Below are 19383 nucleotides of genomic sequence, written 5' to 3'. Positions count from 1 at the left end.
AGTGCTCGCCCTACGCAACAAGTTTGCGCTTTCATGTTTGCTAAAATTTAACTGAAAGCATGTACAATCATGGTTTTGAGCCGGCAACCAACAACGCAACAGCTTCCGTATTTACCAAGTTTGCGAAGAACTGGTAAGTGCTGGAGTCTTGCGCTTCAAGGTGTTTTATCGCCGGCCCATCAGCGCTTTCTACAAGTTTTCACGCAACTCACAGACCTGGGCCTTGAGCCTTGGCATCCCCTGTTAAGGGAGATGTGGCCAAAGCATTGACCTTATCCAGCTCTTTTTGTTTGGCCTCCTTGGTGAACTTTGCCGCTTCGGCGGGGTTTGCCTTCACACGCTGAAACAGGACCTTTAGCTCGGTCAGCTTTCCCTCATCGGGGACTGGAAAAGCGGTTCGCCACTCATTCACCAGTTGGGAAACCATCGGATTGTTGATCGCTTCCATCTGCACCAACAGAACTCCTTGTTCCTGGGTCCGTGCCGCCTGAAGATTGCCCTCGTGATTGTTACGAATGACACTACTTACAAGAAGGACAAGAAAGCTAATTCCAATAATCCACTTCAACATGTGTGTTCTCCATTTAAGACTGGCTAGAGCCCGTAATTGCTGAATCAGATCTGTTCGTAGGTTGTCACGGTTTTGGGAGTCATGACTGACTGTGTGATGATGCGATGGCGAACTCCGCACCACAAGCATTCGCGTAGATCACCCTTGATCACAAAGCGATGTCCGCCAATGAAGTGTTGCTTGTGCTCCGGGTCAATAGCGCAGCGTCCTACCTGGAGATAGCGGTCCCAAAAGCCTTTAATTTCCTCTAGAGAGTGAATCGCGCCAGGGAAACAAGAGGAGCCTGCCTTGGAGCCATGGCAAAGCACGCCGATTAGTGGTGCGCCAGAGAAGTCTGTATCGTCCTCGTATTGCGAGTAAGGGTGTCCAATAAATAGTGTCCCGGCGCCATACATTGTGGCCAGCTTATTCCCAGGCAGAACCCGGTAGACGGTGTCAGCCACACCGCCTGATCGGTAGGCGTGCCCGCGTTGCCGCATCCAACGATGCAGGTTCTGAGAGTATGCGGGGGACTTGCTCGGATGAATATCCTGTAGCCTCAAGTTGGGATGGCCGATTGGGGAAAGCTTAGTCACGTTTTGCCTCAAATATTGAAAAGTCATTTCGTCACAGCCTACTAGTACGTCCCCAAAAATCTAGGGGTACATTATACCTACGGAATGGATCGCTACTTATGCCCCTTGAATTGCTCAAACATTCGGATATTTTCTCGGCATCAGACCGATAAATTTATCAATCCGAGGCTAGCCATGACGGGTGACGATTTCAGGTTCATAGCTGATTCCCTGGGCTTCAAACAAGCAGACCTTGCAGCTGAATTTGGTGTAGACGTCGATACGCTGCGTAAGAGATTTAATGAAGAGAAAATCAGCAAGCTCTGGGAGTGCGCAATCGTGGGCCTGGTAGCCAGCAAACAACTACCTATGCTCTTCGAGGTAGCTAATATCCCTGGTTCACATGCTGGGTCTAAGGCCAAAAAGGAATCCTTTACGTTCAGCGACATTGTCTTTGCTCTTGGGATCACCTACTCGGCCCTTGCCATCGAACTCGACGTAACCCGTAATACATTGAGAGCTAGGTGTAAGGAGGCTCATCTGTATGGTTTGTGGCGCTTTGTTGCGATTGGTCTGATCATGCGCAGGCAGCTAGTTTCGCTTACAAGCGAGGTAGATAGACTGGGCATTTCTCTTAACTGAAGCCTGGTAGAATTTTGCAAGCGGGGCTACCCCGCTTCGCCGCCCTTATCTTCCTTTCCAAAAATAAGCTTCTCTGCGGAGGGGCCGAACTATGGGATTGGTGCCCCCTTCTCTGCCCACGTTTTCCAGGCGGCGGCCGACTGGTAGCAGTCAGTGACCGCACGCCGAGACCTTGACCGGTTCAGCACCAGGAGGTGCCCATGTGTGTTAACTTCACACCGCCGACAGCCGCACAGCTACGATCGCACTTCGGCATAGAGGCGGAACCCGAGCTGTGGCCCGCGGAAACCTGGGCTGACTACCCGGCTCCGATCGTGCGCGCCGAAGGCCTGGCGGTCGCCAACTACGGCTTTATCCCGAAAGCCCATCAGCCGCCGGGCAAGCGACTCAGCACCCTGAACGGCAGGGTGGAAAGCATCGGAGAACGTCAAAGCTATAGGCAGGCCTGGCGCGAGTGCCAACGGGCCTTGTCGGTGATGACTGCGTTCTATGAGCCCTGCTATGAGCGCGGACGCGCGCTGCGTATGCGCATCGCCCGCGCTGACGGTGAGCCATTCGCGGTGGCGGCGTTATGGCGAGCTTGGCCGGAGGGCCTGGCGTTCACCCAGCTGACGATCAACGCTGATGGGCATCCGCTGATGGCGCGCATGCACCGACCCGGCGACGAGAAGCGTTCGCTGGTTGTCATACCGCCGGCGGCTTACCAGGACTGGCTGCATTGCCGCGATCCGGAGCAGGCCCGCACCTTCTTGACGTTGTTCCCAGCGGAGGAGTTCATCGCCACGCCGGCGCCGAAGGGCGCGGCACAACAGGCGCTATTCGACGATCAGTAGCTGATCAAGCCGGGTGCTATAACACGGCGAGCGGTGCTGCTGGCGCATGCGCCAGTCGTCGCTCAAGCCTTCCGCGCCGATCCGCACGGTGCCGCGTCCCCAATCTCGGTTCAGCTGGTCGAGCGTGGCCATCAAGCGCGCGCGGCGCGGATCGGGTGGTGCGGCGAACAGATCCGCTTGCAGGATTTCGCGCGGCGCGATGTCTAGCAGCACGATTCCCGCTTTCTGGTACTGGAATCCTGGCCGGAACAGCGAGCGCAGCGCCGCTTGCGCGGCGCGGTTCAGTTCCAGGGTGTCGTCGCTGGCCTGCACCAGCGGCACGCAGGTGTAGCCGTGGTGCTGGGGCGCTTCGCCGAAGCGATTGGTGTGGATGCTGACGGCCACCATCCGCGCCACGCTGCGCTGCGCGCGCAGTTTTTCCGCGCCGCGGGCGATATGGTGGCTGATGCTCGCCGCCAGCGTGTCCTGATCGGTCACCCGCCGGCCGAAGGAGCGCGAGCAGATGATCTGCTGCCGCGCCGGCGCCACTTCTTCCAGCGCCAGGCAGGACTCGCCATTGAGTTCGGCGATCGTCCGCTGCAGCACGACAGAAAACTGCCGGCGGATCTGGCGCGGATCGGCCTGTTGCAGATCCAGCGCGGTGTGGATCTGCAGCGCCAGCAATTTTTCGCTCAGCCGGCGGCCGACACCCCACACTTCCCCGACCGGAATGCGCCCCATAAGGCGCGTCTGGTATTCCGGTGCCAGCCACTCCCAGGCGAACACGCCGCCCGTGCGCGGCTGCGTTTTGGCGACGTGGTTGGCCAGCTTGGCCAGGGTTTTGGTGGGGCCGATCCCGATCCCGATCGGCAGGCCCAGGCGGCGCAGCACATCGGCGCGCAAGCGCCTGGCGTAGTCGCGCAGATCCGGCACGCCGTCCAGCGTCAGGAAGGCCTCATCGATGCTGTAGCACTCGACGTCGACGCCCCACTGCGCCAGTACGGTCATCAGGCGGCGTGATAAGTCGCTATAGAGCCCGAGATTCCCTGAAAACACGCATACATCATGTTTTTTGCAAAGCTGGGCAATCTCGAAAAACGGCACGAAACCGGGGATGCCCAGGGCCTTAGCCTCGGCCGACCGGGCAACTACGGCCCCATCATTGTGGGACAAGACGATGATCGGCCGCCCGGCCAGATCCGGGCGAAATAGCCTCTCGCATTCGGCGTAGAACGAATTGGCATCGGCGAGGCAGAAAGTCGTCATCGCCGGCGCAAGCGCTTGGCGCAGCTGACCACCACGCCCCATACCTGCAGCTCTTGCCCGTCGGCGAGCTCGATCGCGGGATATGCGGGATTCTCAGCCAGCAGCTGGCAGCGGCCGCGCTGCAGGCTGAGCCGTTTTACCGTACATTCGCCGTCGACTACAGCCACTACGATGTCTCCGTGCTGGGCGGTCAGGCCTTTGTCCACCACCAGCACGTCGCCGTCGGTAATGCCGGCGCCCTGCATCGAGTCGCCGCGCACGCGCACCAAAAACGATGCTGGAGGGTCATCGACCAAGTAGGCGTTCAGGTCGATCCCCGCCTCAAGGTAATCTTCGGCCGGCGAAGGAAAGCCTGCACGCACCGCGGCGAAGGCCAGCGGCAGAGGCAATGTAGGTTGATTGGGCTGCATAGATGGTTTGAAAACGTACATAATCAATTGCAGTATAGAAGCAGTCCGGCCAGATGAAAAGCAACCCCTAGCTGGAGCGTGACTGCCTTGCCCTCCTTCTCACAAATGGAGCTTGATGGGCCGGGCTATGAATTATTTGGGGAAACTGTGTCGTCTAAATTTCGGAATGAGCTTTAGGCGCTGCGTAATTGGAAGACGTGGCAGGGGGAAGAACCCGCGCAATCAAGACATGCTGGTTCAAGTCGGATATGACTCGCCGGATAGGTGGTCGGCTGTTGGACCAGCTATTGGGAGCCTGACCCGGAGATCGAAAGCGCTCTTTGATGTGCCCAGGTGGCCCCCACCTTCGCGAGCAGAGCTACTCCAGTGCGTTTTCTAGTAGGCAATCAAGATATGCTTGAGCAGCGTTTTTCGTTTTAAACACGTACTCCGAAGCGGGTTTTGGTCGCTAACGGATGCATAGTGGACGGTGGCGAGTCCATGGCACACTCCAGGTTATTCGATACTGATTATTTCATGCCCAGCAGAGCTGCTATCTGGGTCATAGAACAAGTCCGGTGTCGCCCTCGATGACTTCTTGCCGTCAAGTGATCGTAGCAATACTCTGCCCGAGACAGTTTGAACGACCATCTTCTCGTGAGGGTTTTCTACCCCACCCAAGATGATGAGCCTGGTAACGGGTTCATCACCGGCGTAGAGTCGTTTGCCAGTTCCGCTTCCTAAGCCGTGAATGAACTGTTCTCGTTCCATGGATTCCCTTAGTCAGGCCTGGCCTGCGAGACTTTCCTTCGAGTCACGCCTTGATTTTCAACGCACTCCTCTAGCAAGCACCTGGCACGATTGCCAAGGCCCCGCAGAATTACCGCGGCCGCGTGGGCGTCGACAACAGTTTCTTGGGCGGGGAGTATCATGCAGAGTTTCCGCTAATTCAGTGTTGGTTGCAGCGAGGGCACGGAATCCCTCTCTTGGCTTCTGTTACGCTATTCGCCCTCATCCAGACAGACTCATGATTGCAGCGTCGGCACTTGTAACGCACATGCACGTCATCAGGTCCGGAGCCCCCTGCTTCCATCACATGCATGAGCAATTGGCGTCTAGGGCGTGGCTTATCGCCAAAGAGGTCAAGAGTTTGTCTGGCCATTTTCTTTGGCTTTGGTCTTGCTCTGCTCTGTCCGTCTAGCTCAACGCCCGGCATTGCGCTGTCGACGGCTGATTGCTTGCAAGTGTTGTTGGTGGCGTGTGTGGCGCTCTGCTGCAGTGCTATCGCCGGCCCGGCGTAGATTCGTTCTACCATTCATACAGGATCTCCTTTTTCGCTTGTTCACGTGTTGAACAGCTTGATTATAGTCTAATTGTTGTTGCGCGCAACTATAATAGAGGCCCACTCAACAAGCGCTGACTCAAATGCAACACGATCAGACCCGTAGTGCTGTTTCAATACCGTGAGCGCATCGGTGCTTTCCTTTCCCAACCTCACGCGGTTGACGATACGGCCACCAGACGCTTTCAGAGCGTCATCAGCAGCCCGCCCACGTTCCGTGCTGGTCTTTGCCTTGCCTGTTGCCGGGCGGCCCCGACTACGCTTCTCTTCTTCTGCCAAATTCTGCTCCTGGTGCAACTACGGCCGCACGCGGCGGCCTGGTGAAAGGTCTTGCTGATGCCGACAGACCCGCCGGCATGATCGTGGCTTTTAAGCTTTCACTTGCCAAGGGCTTGACGGGTCGCTTTAGTCGGCGCCGGTCGACGCGGGCGCCCTGGCCGCAACCGTTTTACCCTTTCTTTATGCAAGGGACTTCAAGGCAAAACCTTGTTGCTCTGTGTTGGCGGTTCGGAACCTGGCAAGCAACAGCGCTTCGGTGCTAGTCAGGAAAACAGATGCGCGATTGCCGGTCAATAAATAGGCAATATCAAACCCCTGCTCGCTACATGCGATCAGAATCGACAGACCCGGCACCGCTCCCATTTCGTAGCGGTGCCACATGTTTCGGCTCAGACCTAAGCGGGCCGTCATTTCCTTGACCTTGAGGCCCAATCGCTTGCGCTCCTCGCGTAGACGCGGCCCCAGCCGCTGGCCCAAATTTTCGGGTGTCACAATTGTGCTTTCTTCTATGTTTTTCGAATTAAACCGTCGGATATTCTTTAACCACACGCCATTGTTCTAGGGCCAGCGGGTCCAGACTATAAGCCGATACCAACCGGTGTGTGCCTGCCGGCCAGATAGAGCTCTTCGACTCCGTTTAACTACCAACCACCCCATTGATTGCGGATCAAGCCGGTAAACTCTTGTAGATTCGCATGTTGCTTGCGTGGGCACACCATATAGGGCAGTAGCACCGCGCAGGTACTACACGATGGTGCCGTAATGTAATCCCTGTAAGCGAGGCTAGTGCCGGCCGGATCGTACATGACCTCAGACATGACCCATGGCCTCGGCAGGAGATTTTTGATCGCAAAATGGAGCAGCTTAGGCGCCGCACATCGCCCTGCCATAGGAGAGCCATTAACCTTGCAGGAGCGAATAAATGTTGCGTTGAGAGGCAGACCTCCACGCGACCTGGTGCCGTCGTCAGGTATATTTCCGGCGATCGTCAGCGACGGCAGGAAACGCTTATGAGTCCCAGTAACGGCTCCTATGAACGCGTTGTAGCCATCTGATGCATTCGCAGGAGAACAGGCCGCAAAGTAGCGTCCATCATTGGAGCGAAGTACCCCCACCATCATAGTTGGCCCACCGATGATGCAATCCACTATAGTTCGCGCTACTTCATAGACTTGCTGTGTTTCAAAAATTGGGTGCAATCCATTACAAACTGGACAGATCGTATCGTCGCCATAGGCTTGGCCGGTATAAGTGTCGCCGGCATTACCCCCAGCAAGAGAGCGATGAACAGCTACGCCGCTTTTTCTCTCATGAAACATGACTTTTCTCCTGAGTTAGGAATTGTGGAGAATTCGTCCGCCCCAATTAAGACGCTGGCCGGGCTGCACAACCTTACCATGCAGAGCGCCGTAATGATCGACAATGAGGTAGCCCCGTCCCGCGAGCTCCCCGCACGCAACTGCGAGCATACGATCAGCCACACCCGCGACCGTCAAGTAGTCGTGCGCCGCCAGGTCGTCCAGCTCGAGCACGTCCAGCGCCTTGTCACGTTCGCTGTCAGAGTGCCGCCTACCCATTACACCACCAGCGAGATGGTCGACGAACCAGGCGCGAGGGGCAGAGTGTTTTCGACATGCTCACCAACATCCTTTCCATGATTCAGGCCTCGCCCTGGACGGCTTTGCTTTTGATTGCATCTGCCTAGACGATGTGCGGATCCGCACCTTCCTGGTTGGTAGAGGTTGGGCTTGAACAACCCTCGCAAAAATTGAGGCCTTGTGAGCCTGTACGATATTCTCCTCATTCATCTTCGCTTGGCAGGGAGTAAGCCGATCGGATTAATTTGTCTGCAGCACGAAAGCGCCCTACGGTATTGGAAACGGAGGATCTGCTCATCTTGTTGACTTCACGCATTGCCTCGGCTTGCTTGAGTCCATCGACCAACACTCTTCTCGCCACTTTTTTAGCCTGTCCAGTACTTCGGAGCAGTTTGGCTACTGCCTCAAATTCTTCAGGTTTCATCGCATTCACTGAGGGGGCTAATCACGGCAAGGGCCCAAGATAGGGTCATCAGGCGCTACGCCATTTGCTATTGCCATTTCGCGGTAGCTCGAGTGGAGTTCATGGCCACCGTCATCTACGTCTCCCATATGCTGGCCCCTAATGTAACGGAGCCGCACTGCTAGGTTGTGGTCTGCTCCTCGCAGAAGAAATCCATCACAGGTTGCAGGTTTGCGAGGCCCCGATTGGTGGCATGCAAACGTGTGAAGCGACATGTCGTAGGCCGTTTCTGCGGAGTGACGGAACGCCTCCGGTGGAAACTGACCCACAGCATCAACCCGCCATGGGCAGTTTTTGCATGGTTTTTTACGATACGCCCCGCTACCTCCTTCTACTGTCAAAACCTGGTGATTCGCGTCAGCGGGGCGAACACGCGTGATTGTGGTCGGCTTATGCTTCTTCATGTTGGCCGGCCTGTTCCTCTTGGCTGCGTGAGCTTTCTTCACTTTCCGCGGCAGCTTTGGGATTCGCCAGATCGCTTTTGGCTTCTTCGAGGGACTCCAGCAGGGATTTCAGTTTCTGTTGGGTCTCTTCTGCAAGCTTGTCGAAGCCGGGATCTTTTTTAATGCTGATTGCCGCCTCGTAGAGGTTGTGAGCCTGCTTGGTCACAGCCTTCTTGAAAGCCACACCGGGAAGGTGTTTGTTGGTTACTCGGGTTTTGCCATTCGCACTTGCGACTTTCAGGCCTGTTTGTAATCGATCAATAGCCTTGCTGCCATGCTGGGTCATCTCCTGAATAGCGGTGGTGGCAGATACCTTGCCGGACAGAACCATGTCGCGGATTTCTGGAGGTGCCCCTGCCAAAGTCAATAGGCCATTCACGGTCTGAATAGTGAAGTTAAGTTCGTTGGCAATTTGCTCAGGCTTCATCCCAAACCGCTGGAGGCGCTTGATTACGATTGCTTGCTCGTAGGGGCGGAGTCGCTTGCCTGCATTCGAGCGGATCAAATCGAGCGTCATGTCCTCTATCGAGGTCCCCTGTGCCGCCAAAACCATCGGTACACGGAGAATTTTTTTGTCGTCGGGGAGGAGATTGTTTGCGCGCTCGATAGCCTGGAAACGGCTGTACCCGTCTTTCAAGTAAAGAACTTGTTCGTCACCTTCGCGGGCTACGATGCCCTTCATGATGCTTTCAGGGTCATATCCATGGTTGAGCATTTGCCCAGTCAGCCATTCGATATGGGCCTCATACTCAGCATCATGAATGCGGGCGTTGAAGTTCTCCAGCAGGCGGATGTTGGCGATTTCTACCTGCCACAAATCACGCGAGGATGTTTTGGTTTCGCGCATCAGAGATTTCGAACTCCCCTGAACAATAGGAGTGTCAAACTGATCCAGCGGCAGAATAATTTGGTCGTTCTCGAGCGCTTTGTCGGTCATTTTTCAGTCCCTTTCTCAATCAAGTTGATAGGGTAAATGTACACGCCTAGACGTATACATTCAAGAGCCTAAGTCTTATGTTGTAGGCATTTTCCACTTGGGTTGCGTGAATGCATCACTTTTGCGGATTGCACCTTCCAGGATCTTTTGAGTGCCTTGGATCGTGCAGCAGGCGTAGGGGGGAGACTGGAGTCTGCTTTTGCGTTTGCTTGCCACTGCAGCGTGGCTATCTTCCCTGATGGGAGCCCTTGAGTTTAGAGCGCCACAGACTGCCTCGCCCGACGGGAGCTAGCGATGATCCTGCTGTGCAGGGAGGGATGCTGGCGAAGAACCTGATGCTGTAGGTGTTGGGCGCCATCGCCGGCGCCGTCGATTTGATAAGCGAGGCCTTTGTTCAATAGCAGCGCCTGCCGGTATATGCGGTGGATTCATGCCTTGCCGGCCTGCAGTCCGGTGCGTTCAAAGCCAGCATCCTGTAGCTTTGACTCTCTGTGTGGGCGGTCACAGGCACCGCGCTGGCCACCCAGCCCTTGCCGCGGGTCTCCAATCTGTGGCTGCTGGGAGTCAGCATGTTGAGGACGTGGCGTTCTTCGTACCCTCCACGGCTGTCGCAATGGGCTTGATGGCGGAGATATGGCCGCCGGCCCAGCTTACAATTGGCCTGACTTGGTAAACACCTGCCTGACAGCGGTTTGGCACTGGACACTACTCTAGTTCGGGCAGCAGTCGTAGGTTCAACTGCAGTTTCTCACATGCCGATGGTTGGATGCTTCGCTCACCCTACTGCTCCATTCTTGCCTAAGTGGCATCCCTCCCATGTCTTTGAATTCCATAAAGTACCTTTAAGGCTCTTGAGTCACTGTCTCACAACGGATTTGGTCATTTCTTCGGCTTTGGCCGAGGGAGTCATGCGTATTTTTTACCCCCATATCGCTAGCGGGGCCTCTCGCAGAAAATAGCCTAATCAGGGCGTAACCTGGTTTCTCTCTGTTTCCAGCGGAGTTGAGGGACAGCTAGGCTCAAGTGGAGGACCAGTCAATACGTATTGACTGCACAGGCTTCTCGACGAGGCCATGCTTCATCATGAGGAAGCCGGATAGTAGGAGGGAATGGAGAGGTCCTCTTTTATCACCCCTCCTTCGTCATAAAAGCAAAACCCGCTCAAGGCGGGTTCTAGGAGGTTAAGAGCTTACAAGTTCTACCTGCAGGCGTAAGAGGTGTATGGCTTCCTCAACGATTTCCCCTGTCGTTTTATCCTCCTCCTTGGCCCTGTTCTTGCACCAGTTCTTGGTATCTAGGGCCACAATGATGTTCCATTGGCTTTTCTTTGATTGGCCATCGGTTGGATTGGCCAATCTATTGCGGTACTTTTGAACGCTCTTTCTGTTAATGCTCTTACGATGTGCGAGCCTATCCTCCCTACGAAGAGGTTTGAAGTAGCGCAGCCCGCCACCTTGGCCCCTTGTGAAATCCGGCATTTCTGACGTCAAATGGTCGTGAGGGTCTTTCATTTTCTTATCGCCCTGGATTGATCCATACGTCATTCTATATGCAAATGGTTATTCTGAATTCCTGCCAAAGATTTTTTCCCAAAAGGTTAGAGGCTTTGGAGGCTGTTTGCATTGGTCTGCAACCCGACGGTATTCCTCAGGCGTATCTATTGCTTCACTGGCAGAGTTCACTTGCGCCACACGATGTTCAAAGCTTGCTGTCATGTTTGTGCGATATTGGTCCAGCCACGGCTTGGCATCCTGGAGGCGCTGGAAAAATCCATAGGTACCATTGAGTTGGCCTTGAGCCTGATGTCCCATTTTCTTCAGTTCATCTGCCATCAAATCTTCAACAATGTGAACGTGCTTGAGCTCGTGCTCTAGGACCGACTGATACAAGCAGCTGGTGGATGGCAGCTCTTTAGGAAGAAGCACATCTACCTGTCGATTGAAGATGGTAACGCGAACCTGTGGGCTAACACAGAATCCATCAGGAAGCTGCGCAACCTCGTAGCCCACCTCCATCCGCATTTGCTGGTTGTTGTAGGTGAGGCCCAGCGTCATGCTGTCGTGGGCCGCGCCGGCGCCACCATGTTCTGAGATCGCGGCTAGTTTCTCTATAGGGACGGCGTGATATGTCCGTTTTGCAGGATCCACGATCACCGTAACGGTCGGGGCCTTGACATACCGTGCACAGATGTTTGCAGCCATTGTCGGCATAGAGGCAGTGCTGACGAGTGCAAGGACAATGAGATTCGTGCTGTTCATTTTGAGGATCCTTTGGGTTGGCGAGCGGTGCCATAGTAGGCAGTAGTAACGCTGATTCGTGAGTGCCCCAACTCTTCCGCTATCAGGCGCCGATATCGTTTACCTTGCTCTGATGTGAAGGTGGAGCTGTTTCCTCCTTGCAAGGGGGAAAGCTCGCCAGTAAGTTCCTGATACCGCTCGTTGGCAAACTCATGCCGGAGACCGTGGGCCGTCACACCCAGGGCTTTCTTCGTCACCCCAAAACGTTCAAGGACGTATTGAAGCCGTCGCATGTTCTGTTCCAGGGTCTTACTTGGATCTGCAATATGCGATGAGAGGGTTGGGGCCATCTCCTGCGCCTGCTTTAGCACCATACGCTGGTACTCGCTGGTAATCGGAACCACCCGGTAGCGACCGCCTTTTGTGCCCTGGTATATCTGGATCGTCGCTCCATCAGCAGTTGCGCTTGTCCATGGGCGGAACATCACAGCTTCCTTCTTGCGAAGACCGAATGCATGGATCAATTTGAGTTGCATCCCAACCCGCTCATCGTACTCACATACCGCGCTGATCAACTCGTCAGGACTCACCCCAGATGGAGTCCAGCTCTTATCCGTTTTGGCCACATACACCCTCTTCCCCGCCTTGGGATCCTTGAGGTACCGCTCAAGCGGGACGACCAGGCCGGCTTTTCCAATCCACTTGCTGAAGGTGTTGAGGATCGAATGCCGCTGCTGCAGGGTAGCGGCAGCCAACCCTTCATTTTCCCAGCGGGAGAATAAATACTCGAGATGCTTGCTCCGAATATTGAAGACACTGCGGAGCTTAAGGTCTCCATCATGAAGTTGGTTGAAGCACATGAAGAGCACCTCTTTACGCGTGTGCTCGGTCTTGTGTGAGACCTGCTTGTCACGTACAGCATGTTCCTTCGCCATCAATAGGAGCACTTCACTCAGCTCCTTTTTCCAGCCTTGAGGTTTTGCAGGGCGTGAATCTTTCATCGTCCTTGCCAATCGGCTATAGAGATCCAGCTTCGAATTTTCCATCTGGTTTTTCTTGAAGTTCATTCCGGGGGGCCGAAGCGGATGCGTTGCCCAAGCCTGCTGAGCCAACAGACTTGGGGAGCGTATCCGCTTCGAAGGCGTACTCCATGACCACTCTTAAAAATGCAACTGCCGCTTGGGCGCCATTTCAGGCGAGGCCAAACGCCACCCATTCAGGTGGATCGCCTTTCAGCGAGCACGTCCCACAGTTTCAGATGCGTAGGCTGGCATCCGGGTCAAAGCCCGATTTATTTCTGCACCCTTGCCGGATAGCTCCCCGTCAGCGGGAGCGTGCAAGGTTTGCTCACAAGCTGGCGATTCCGAGTGGGATCAGCAGCCCAGAACCCATAGATCATCTCGTGCGTCGATGTTGCATGCGCACGCCTCTCAGAGGGCGAGATCGAATTTGGGTCGTGTTGAGGGCATCAGCTAGGCGGAAGAACTTCCGAAACGCATTGCAGAGTAGCGTGGTTGGCTTGAATGAAGCCGGATGGTCCGTTCGTGGATCCAGACGAGTCTGCGATCAGGTCGCAAGGAATGCCGTAGGCGGCGGGTTTGCACGGAAGTGCTGGTAATGGCCCAAAACGGGCCTATGGAAGCCCTGGAGGCGATGGGTACTGCTTTGACCGGTGTCGGTCTGGTTGATATGCAGGGTGTCCCTGCAGGGCGCGTTTGCGCTCTAGGTGCCGCAAAGATAGTCCGAGCCGAATATTTTCGTCAAGCTTCGTATGTGGATTCGGAGATTTTTGTTTCGGGTCTATATTTTCCGAAACTGAATCGGAGCCCTTTCTATGCTTGATGTGTGGCCCCCCTCTGGTTCCGAACGGAAAATAAAATTTGCTGGAAATGACTCTTCAAATAGTGGAGAATTGGCATTTGATAGTGCGGGTTTTCCAGATCAATTTGTTCTGTATCACTGGGCATCACAGTGTGGCAATGCTTGTTCGCTAGACAAGCTATCAGCGCTAAAAAACAAGCTGGTTGTTCGGTCGATCAATGCCTGAGCCTATGTGAAAAACAGGGCCGGCCTTGCAAGTGTTGACCTCTTTACAAGGAGGCAACGCACAACGGCACTGTTTTGGATGTCCTAAAGAACACCTCTAAGACTCTTCTTGCTGTCCTAAAAGCCATTCAAGGAACACTCCAAGAACACCCTCAGATGTCCCATTCACTTCTCTCAGGCCTGCATTAGGACTTGTGCCGAGCGATATTTATTGGAATTGCTCTGAAAAGGGGATGATTCGCAGACTAGAAATTGACTCTCTATCGGGTACGGTTATGCCTGTTGATGTTCCATCACAGGAGACCAGAACATGAATCATCCTCTTATCATCCGTGCAATCGATGTTGGCTATGGCAACACCAAATTTGTCGTAAGTTCCAACGACCAGGGATTCCATTGCGATCTTTTCCCCTCCCTCGCCTCGCCTGCGTCCGGTGGTGACCTGACTGCGGGGGTCCTGCAGAAGCGAAACACGGTGAAAGTCGACGTCCGCGGTATCTTCTTCGAAGTAGGCAAAGATGCGGAGATGGCTGTCGACTCGTCTTTCTCTCGCACTATTGATGAAAACTACCCACTTTCCGATGCGCATCTGGCCCTGGTTCGTGGTGCTATGGCATACATGGGGGTGACGCATATCGACCAGTTGGTTGTAGGTCTTCCGCTATTAACCTACGCAAAGTGCCGGGTTGCGCTTATGGAGCGTCTGAAGGGCGAGCACATCATTCCGGTTATCAAGCATGAATCCTCTCCAGGGGCGGAGACACGGACGGTGATAGTGCGGAATGTTGTGGTATTCCCCCAACCAATGGGAGGGCTCCTCGATCATGCTCATCAGACAGAAAGATCCCAAGAAATCAAAAGAGAAACGACTCTCGTTGTAGACCCGGGGTTTTACACCCTGGACTGGCTGGTCTGCAAAGGACTCAAGCCACTCGAGGCGCGATCAGGCGCCAAGGCTGGTGGCATCTCTTCCATTCTCCAAGCGATTGCCTCTTCAATCTCCGAAGACCCCAAAATGGAGGGGCGCCGTGTAACAGACTTAGCCAGAATTGATGAGGCCATCAGGGAGAACCGTCAGCCGAAGTTCTACGGAACTGCCGTGGATATGACTGAGCACATGAAGGTTGGCTTCGAAAAAGCCAGGCAGCTGGTAGGCTCCCTTGCCAATAAGGTCGGTAATGGCCAGGACATCGATAACATCGTTTTAGTCGGTGGAGGGGCTGCTCTTTTTGAAGGGGTTCTCAAGGAAAAGTATCCTCATCACAAAATAGAGGTTGCACAACGGCCGGTCTTCTCGAATGTTCGTGGGTTCCAGCTTGGTGGCCTGCAGATGATTGCGAAAAGTTCTGCTGGTGAAGATCACAGGCCAAAAGCTCACCAGGCGTAAAGCTTGAAAACTCATCCATGCCACCCGTCGGGTGGCTTTTTGACGAAGAATAGCCCATGAGCGAACACGAACTAGAAGAAGTAGAAGAGCTTCGGCATAACGTGAAAATTAGAGGGGACGTGCATCCGGATCTTTTCAACGATTTGATCAAGCTGCCCCAGTCCCAGCGTGTGACGCGACTGCTAAGTCTTGCCCTCAAAGGGCTACTACTCTCACCAAGTACTGTCGGAAGCGTTGGTACCCAATTAAGGCCTCCGCTAGAGGAGCCCAGGCGAGCAGGTGTTGGCAGAACATCCAAAACGCTGCCGGCAAGTAAGAAAATTCCTCCTGCGGCGGAGCCTAGACCTACGCCCCCGGAGACTAGCGCTGTGCCTGTTCTTGGAAATGTGGCGAGTACAAGTGCGGCCGTGTCTGCGCCCAATCTGGAACCACAAAGCTCAAGTAGCGTCCTTCCTCTCAAAGAAGATAAAGTGGCAGTAGTAATTTCCCCACAGCCAACAGTAACTGCAGACGCGGTATCGCTTGGGCAGGCACTCGATTTAGACAGCTCCGATCTGGACTTTTTGACCGACCCAGGAGGAGCACTAGGCTGATGAAACCAGTATTCACGCTTTTGAGTCTAGTTGCTGGCTTGTTGGTTGCAGGGCCAGTTCTTTATGCTGAGGAAAACTGTTGGTCTACTGCGGGCGCTCGTTACAGGGTTGATCCGTGGTTACTCTATTCAATTGCCAAAAAAGAGTCGAACCTGAACCCTTCAGCGATCAACAAGAATTCGGATGGAAGTGAGGATGTATGCATGATGCAGATTAACTCACAACATTTTCCAAAATTGAGAGGCTATGGAATTACACGGGAGATGTTGCTCAACGATACTTGCCTTTGTATCAATGTTGGGGCGTGGCTAATATCCGAAAGCTTTTATCGGTATGGGGTAAGCTGGAACAGTGTTGGTATCTATAACGCTGGTCCAAAAAGATCTGAACGGCAGCAAGCTAGACGTGATGCTTATTCTAGCGAGGTACATAAAATCTATCTTGAGTCTATTGGTAGAGGCTCTTGAGTGGGGGGGCTATATGCCCTACCCTTTCAATGCCTGGTTTGATCTTTTGCAGTGCTCACTCGGTATAAGTAAGAAACAACGGCGATTGCTGAGGCAGCAATGCCTCAAGCTGATTACTCATAGCAGCTATGATCTTTGCAGTTTAAAAATGATAGCAGGGAATAAATGAACAAAAGTTTGAAGTCCTTGCTGAATTGATTGGCCGTCACGTTGGTGCTGTATGAAATGCGCTCTTGGAATTTCTTGTGCTTGGTATTCGGCCGGTAGTGGCTGAAGAGAGATCAGTAATCAACCGTGGGATTATTAGCTCGTATGTATAGAAGTGGAATACCGCTATGATTCTGCTCTGGAAGCTCGGCTGGATATAAATTGTTGACTAAGTGTGACGATAGAGCTAGATATTATGGTTGAGAAACCTATAATAGGTAACGTCAATTTAAAAGCTACTTCAGTAAAAAGGACTGTCAAATATGAACATCAAGAAATGCCTCCAAAAAATTGTGAATTATATTCCTGGCCGAGTTGTTCTTTCTGTGGCTCCTATCATTATGTTGGTTGGATGCACTACCGTAGCTCCATTCGATAAAACATTGGTAGGCACAAAGCAGCTAGGGCTGGTTGTATCCGTGAATGACGCAAAGATATTGAAGCAGGCTAACCAATCCTATCAGAAGGAATATGGAACCGATATTCCAAAGACAAAAGACGCAATTTTTGGAGCTCTACATAATGGGTTCTGGGAAGGTGGACGCTGGTTCGGGGGGTTGGCGGACGCGGGGCAAATCGAGGTTGGGGATATTGTGGAGTGGAACTATCCAGCCTCCAAGAAAGAATTTGCCGTTATAAAGCTTGTTACAAAATGGAATGACCCTAACCCTAATGGGTGTTACTGGAAGGGGAGCTTAGATAGCCATAACGGTGATGTGGTTTGTGACAATAGCCCTGATGCTCCAAGATTCCGACAAGAAGCAGCAAAATGGTTGAAGTCGAAAGATAAGTAAAAGAAAACCCGCAAGGCGGGTTTTCTGCACTTTATTAAGGTGACAGCTGTGGAGTCATTCCTTGATCCCGCTGTCGCTTGAGACTGTAGGCATCCTGTGGATTTTGCCAATCTCCTTGCTGATAGCGCCGTTTGTTGAACTCCTGGCCTACAGCTCCTGGGACATTGGCCGGATTTGCTTGAGAGAACCCAGAGCGCACTGATGGCGTTGGATCCCAAACTGATCCACTCGTTGGAGTATTAAGAACGCCATTGTTGATATTACCAAGAAAGCCGTTTTGGGTTGTCGACAAAGGAATACCTGCGTTGCCAGAAATCGCAATGCTAAGTCCCGCATAGATACCAGCAGAAGCGAGCCCATAGGCCGCAGCCCCCCACGTTGCTGCTGCACCAGCCCCCGCAGTGACTACACCGGCGCCTACCCCCGCAGCTGATCCAACACTTGCCGCGGCGCCCGCCGTAGTCATCCCTGGACCTAGGCCGGCAAGCATCACTCCCCCTGCCCATGCCAGGACAAAAGCTGTGATGATGAAAGAAATGAAACCCAACCCGGATTTCGATTCCTCGTGGTTGAACGCGTGATATTCAGAAGTATTCAGGTCACCTTTGTTCCAGTCCACGAAGTTTGCGCCACTGTCTACCACCAGATCTTGAGGACAAGGGTTTGAAGGATCGCTATTCACAACACAGTACGCTGTGCTCATTGCCGTGCCGCCGCGGCCATAGGCGGTGCCCATGTACCAGTGAGGTTTCACATAAGCATCAAGGTACGTCGTGGTCTTCTTAACGAATATGTTTCCTTCTTCGCGTGTGCCTTGGTTGATTCGGGTCTCCGCCACCCCTACCAAAGCATTGTCGCTGCGGTAATACTTCATTGCCATGCCAACAGCAGCAAAGAATGCGCTAGGGTTCAGGTTGCGCCACTCGTCACAAACCATATCCTTATTGGGATAACGGTCCCAAGGATCACGCCAGTTATCGTTTGGTGCTCCTGTGTAATTAATGGCGGCACAATTCGAGCTAGCATAGAAGGCAGCAAATGGATTTAACCCTCTGAAGTTTCCAGGGATTGGCGCACCGTTGCCGTTGCGGTGTCGCGCCCATTTGGATCCATCTTTCGGAGACCACGGACGAACCTGCAACTCTACCCCGCCGTTCGGCAGTTTCCTCAACGTCACAACGTCAATACGGCCAGTGGCACTTTCAGGGTGATAGCGTGCATATATTTGTGGTCTCGCTGCGAACGTTGAATAAAGGCTGTCAGCCAATTGGCTGGGAGGAATTTGGGCGAAGAGTGCGCCCAGGTTGTTCCGCGTATAGCGAATATCTCCCTGGAGCATATAAATAGCTTGTTTGTATAAATCATCGCTCATGGACGCTTGGGCTATAGGCGTCCAGAGTGTCATAGCCGTATAGAACAGCAGCGTAATACCACTGATCTGGCGTAGTAGCTTTCGGATTAAGTGCATATGGGCTCCCAGGGGTAGGACCGGTGTCATTTGAGCCGGCATATCTCATACGTCTTAGGCCGCGAGATGCGGACGCTAAAACGGTAACGGTTATGTTTTGCAACTGTTATGAGCAATAAGCCCGAGCTCACTTACTAGATAATTGTGGTCGGAATGATTGACCTGCAGAGTGTAGACGTCTGCAGCAGGTGCCGCATGTAGGAACTCGATCGCGGTCACAATTCGATGGGAGCCAGATGCTGTGAGCAGACGGGAACCTACGTGTAACTTTGTCAGCTGCAGCTGATATGAATCGTAAGAACTTGCGGCATTTTTAGGGTTGATGGCGCACCAGGTATGGCCATTCCAAAGAGGATGGTCATCCGTCAAAAGAAGCGATTCAGACCCGTTGTCAAAAACCAGACGATATAACTGGCGGGACTTTTTAATTGAGTTGAGTACTTGTGCGGACTCTACTTCACCGGTCTTAAGGTTGTAGACACAAACAAGGTCGCCGGCGATGATCGTTTCGATGCTGACTTTGCTGCCATCTGGCAACCAGATGGGGGTTCCATAAGCAAAGCAGCAGTGGCTCGGATACGAACTGGAGGTTGATCCAGATGAGATCAGAACCGGGAAGCTATTGGCAGGACACGCAGCTCCATTCGAAAATCCGTTATTACTTTGTGCATCGTAATTTGCGTTGGAAATACAAAGATACGTTGCGTAATAGTTCCATGATTTTTGGGTATACGTTCCAACTACCAGCCCTGCACAACCTGCAAATGCTGGCAAGGTCATGAGCGCTGACCCTAAGGTGGCTGTTGCTAGAGTTATTTTTTTGAGTTTCATACTATCTGCCTCGATGAATTACGTTGGCCGGTTCGTTAGTGCTAGTCGGCCCTTCTA

18 protein-coding genes are annotated in these 19383 nt (G+C 53.4%); 5 read left to right on the top strand and 13 right to left on the bottom strand.

Annotated features, from left to right (window positions below):
• Positions 1-208: 208 nt before the first annotated feature.
• Together HA052_RS05110 and HA052_RS05105 are read right to left on the bottom strand one after the other, a co-directional pair.
• Positions 209-571 carry a hypothetical protein gene (locus tag HA052_RS05110; RefSeq protein WP_166451081.1) on the bottom strand — a complete coding sequence of 121 codons (363 nt, stop codon included), beginning with the start codon at positions 569-571 and terminating at the stop codon, positions 209-211.
• A gap of 44 nt (positions 572-615) precedes the next feature.
• Complete coding sequence (locus tag HA052_RS05105; RefSeq protein ID WP_166451080.1) at positions 616-1173, bottom strand: hypothetical protein; 558 nt, start codon at positions 1171-1173, stop codon at positions 616-618.
• Between the two features lie 147 nt (positions 1174-1320).
• Here HA052_RS05105 and HA052_RS05100 point away from each other — a divergent pair, with 147 nt between their 5' ends.
• Positions 1321-1767 carry a helix-turn-helix domain-containing protein gene (locus tag HA052_RS05100; protein ID WP_166451079.1) on the top strand — a complete coding sequence of 149 codons (447 nt, stop codon included), beginning with the start codon at positions 1321-1323 and terminating at the stop codon, positions 1765-1767.
• Between the two features lie 200 nt (positions 1768-1967).
• Entirely contained in the window at positions 1968-2600 is a 633-nt protein-coding gene (locus HA052_RS05095; RefSeq protein ID WP_166451078.1) for an SOS response-associated peptidase family protein, read from the top strand.
• On the opposite strand, the gene HA052_RS05090 is transcribed toward HA052_RS05095, so the two are convergent.
• The 9 genes from HA052_RS05090 to HA052_RS05055 all read right to left on the bottom strand — a co-directional run bounded on the left by HA052_RS05090 (position 2583) and on the right by HA052_RS05055 (position 12600).
• Entirely contained in the window at positions 2583-3845 is a 1263-nt protein-coding gene (locus HA052_RS05090; protein WP_166451077.1) for a Y-family DNA polymerase, read from the bottom strand. The two genes, HA052_RS05095 and HA052_RS05090, sit on opposite strands and share 18 nt — an antisense overlap.
• Complete coding sequence (locus tag HA052_RS05085; protein WP_166451076.1) at positions 3842-4276, bottom strand: LexA family protein; 435 nt, start codon at positions 4274-4276, stop codon at positions 3842-3844. The genes HA052_RS05090 and HA052_RS05085 overlap by 4 nt, the downstream gene beginning before the upstream one ends.
• 1759 nt (positions 4277-6035) lie before the next feature.
• On the bottom strand, positions 6036-6404 hold the full coding sequence (locus HA052_RS05080) for a helix-turn-helix domain-containing protein (RefSeq protein WP_166451075.1): 369 nt from the start codon (positions 6402-6404) through the stop codon (positions 6036-6038).
• Between the two features lie 92 nt (positions 6405-6496).
• Positions 6497-7174, bottom strand: coding sequence for a hypothetical protein (locus HA052_RS05075; RefSeq protein WP_166451074.1), 678 nt, complete (start codon positions 7172-7174; stop codon positions 6497-6499).
• Positions 7175-7655: 481 nt separating this feature from the next.
• The gene (locus HA052_RS05070; protein WP_166451073.1) at positions 7656-7877 is read right to left on the bottom strand and encodes a TrfB-related DNA-binding protein; all 222 of its coding nucleotides are present in this window, start codon (positions 7875-7877) and stop codon (positions 7656-7658) included.
• Positions 7878-7894: 17 nt separating this feature from the next.
• The gene (locus HA052_RS28225) at positions 7895-8320 is read right to left on the bottom strand and encodes a DUF6283 family protein (protein WP_369598565.1); all 426 of its coding nucleotides are present in this window, start codon (positions 8318-8320) and stop codon (positions 7895-7897) included.
• Positions 8307-9296 carry a hypothetical protein gene (locus tag HA052_RS05065; protein ID WP_166451072.1) on the bottom strand — a complete coding sequence of 330 codons (990 nt, stop codon included), beginning with the start codon at positions 9294-9296 and terminating at the stop codon, positions 8307-8309. The genes HA052_RS28225 and HA052_RS05065 overlap by 14 nt, the downstream gene beginning before the upstream one ends.
• A 1559-nt stretch (positions 9297-10855) precedes the next feature.
• On the bottom strand, positions 10856-11554 hold the full coding sequence (locus HA052_RS05060; protein WP_166451071.1) for a hypothetical protein: 699 nt from the start codon (positions 11552-11554) through the stop codon (positions 10856-10858).
• Positions 11551-12600 (bottom strand): integrase domain-containing protein, encoded by a 1050-nt coding sequence (locus tag HA052_RS05055; RefSeq protein WP_166451070.1) that lies wholly within the window; start codon positions 12598-12600, stop codon positions 11551-11553. The genes HA052_RS05060 and HA052_RS05055 overlap by 4 nt, the downstream gene beginning before the upstream one ends.
• A 1289-nt stretch (positions 12601-13889) precedes the next feature.
• Between HA052_RS05055 and HA052_RS05050 the strand changes: the two genes are divergently transcribed.
• From HA052_RS05050 to HA052_RS05040, 3 genes are all read left to right on the top strand, one after another.
• Positions 13890-14966 (top strand): PRTRC system protein D, encoded by a 1077-nt coding sequence (locus HA052_RS05050; RefSeq protein WP_166451069.1) that lies wholly within the window; start codon positions 13890-13892, stop codon positions 14964-14966.
• A gap of 592 nt (positions 14967-15558) precedes the next feature.
• Positions 15559-16026 carry a lytic transglycosylase domain-containing protein gene (locus HA052_RS05045; protein WP_166451068.1) on the top strand — a complete coding sequence of 156 codons (468 nt, stop codon included), beginning with the start codon at positions 15559-15561 and terminating at the stop codon, positions 16024-16026.
• Between the two features lie 470 nt (positions 16027-16496).
• Complete coding sequence (locus tag HA052_RS05040; protein ID WP_166451067.1) at positions 16497-17027, top strand: hypothetical protein; 531 nt, start codon at positions 16497-16499, stop codon at positions 17025-17027.
• A 34-nt stretch (positions 17028-17061) separates the two neighbouring features.
• Here HA052_RS05040 and HA052_RS05035 read toward each other — a convergent pair whose 3' ends face one another.
• On the bottom strand, positions 17062-18495 hold the full coding sequence (locus HA052_RS05035) for a hypothetical protein (protein WP_166451066.1): 1434 nt from the start codon (positions 18493-18495) through the stop codon (positions 17062-17064).
• 90 nt (positions 18496-18585) lie between these two features.
• On the bottom strand, positions 18586-19326 hold the full coding sequence (locus HA052_RS05030; RefSeq protein WP_166451065.1) for a hypothetical protein: 741 nt from the start codon (positions 19324-19326) through the stop codon (positions 18586-18588).
• Between the last annotated feature and the right edge of the window lie 57 nt (positions 19327-19383).

This window comes from Chromobacterium fluminis (assembly GCF_011602385.1).
Taxonomy (GTDB): domain Bacteria; phylum Pseudomonadota; class Gammaproteobacteria; order Burkholderiales; family Chromobacteriaceae; genus Chromobacterium; species Chromobacterium fluminis.
Note: the sequence above shows the minus strand (reverse complement) of the source record. Positions and strands in the feature narration are given on the sequence as shown.

Bases quoted from the DNA above. Each gene is read 5' to 3' on its own strand.
- HA052_RS05030 (WP_166451065.1), bottom strand. From the start codon at position 19,326: ATGAAACTCAAAAAAATAACTCTAGCAACAGCCACCTTAGGGTCAGCG.
- HA052_RS05100 (WP_166451079.1), top strand. From the start codon at position 1,321: ATGACGGGTGACGATTTCAGGTTCATAGCTGATTCCCTGGGCTTCAAA.
- HA052_RS28225 (WP_369598565.1), bottom strand. From the start codon at position 8,320: ATGAAGAAGCATAAGCCGACCACAATCACGCGTGTTCGCCCCGCTGAC.
- HA052_RS05090 (WP_166451077.1), bottom strand. From the start codon at position 3,845: ATGACGACTTTCTGCCTCGCCGATGCCAATTCGTTCTACGCCGAATGC.
- HA052_RS05070 (WP_166451073.1), bottom strand. From the start codon at position 7,877: ATGAAACCTGAAGAATTTGAGGCAGTAGCCAAACTGCTCCGAAGTACT.
- HA052_RS05050 (WP_166451069.1), top strand. From the start codon at position 13,890: ATGAATCATCCTCTTATCATCCGTGCAATCGATGTTGGCTATGGCAAC.
- HA052_RS05045 (WP_166451068.1), top strand. From the start codon at position 15,559: ATGAAACCAGTATTCACGCTTTTGAGTCTAGTTGCTGGCTTGTTGGTT.
- HA052_RS05060 (WP_166451071.1), bottom strand. From the start codon at position 11,554: ATGAACAGCACGAATCTCATTGTCCTTGCACTCGTCAGCACTGCCTCT.
- HA052_RS05040 (WP_166451067.1), top strand. From the start codon at position 16,497: ATGAACATCAAGAAATGCCTCCAAAAAATTGTGAATTATATTCCTGGC.
- HA052_RS05110 (WP_166451081.1), bottom strand. From the start codon at position 571: ATGTTGAAGTGGATTATTGGAATTAGCTTTCTTGTCCTTCTTGTAAGT.
- HA052_RS05035 (WP_166451066.1), bottom strand. From the start codon at position 18,495: ATGCACTTAATCCGAAAGCTACTACGCCAGATCAGTGGTATTACGCTG.
- HA052_RS05065 (WP_166451072.1), bottom strand. From the start codon at position 9,296: ATGACCGACAAAGCGCTCGAGAACGACCAAATTATTCTGCCGCTGGAT.
- HA052_RS05075 (WP_166451074.1), bottom strand. From the start codon at position 7,174: ATGTTTCATGAGAGAAAAAGCGGCGTAGCTGTTCATCGCTCTCTTGCT.
- HA052_RS05055 (WP_166451070.1), bottom strand. From the start codon at position 12,600: ATGAACTTCAAGAAAAACCAGATGGAAAATTCGAAGCTGGATCTCTAT.
- HA052_RS05095 (WP_166451078.1), top strand. From the start codon at position 1,968: ATGTGTGTTAACTTCACACCGCCGACAGCCGCACAGCTACGATCGCAC.
- HA052_RS05105 (WP_166451080.1), bottom strand. From the start codon at position 1,173: ATGACTTTTCAATATTTGAGGCAAAACGTGACTAAGCTTTCCCCAATC.
- HA052_RS05085 (WP_166451076.1), bottom strand. From the start codon at position 4,276: ATGTACGTTTTCAAACCATCTATGCAGCCCAATCAACCTACATTGCCT.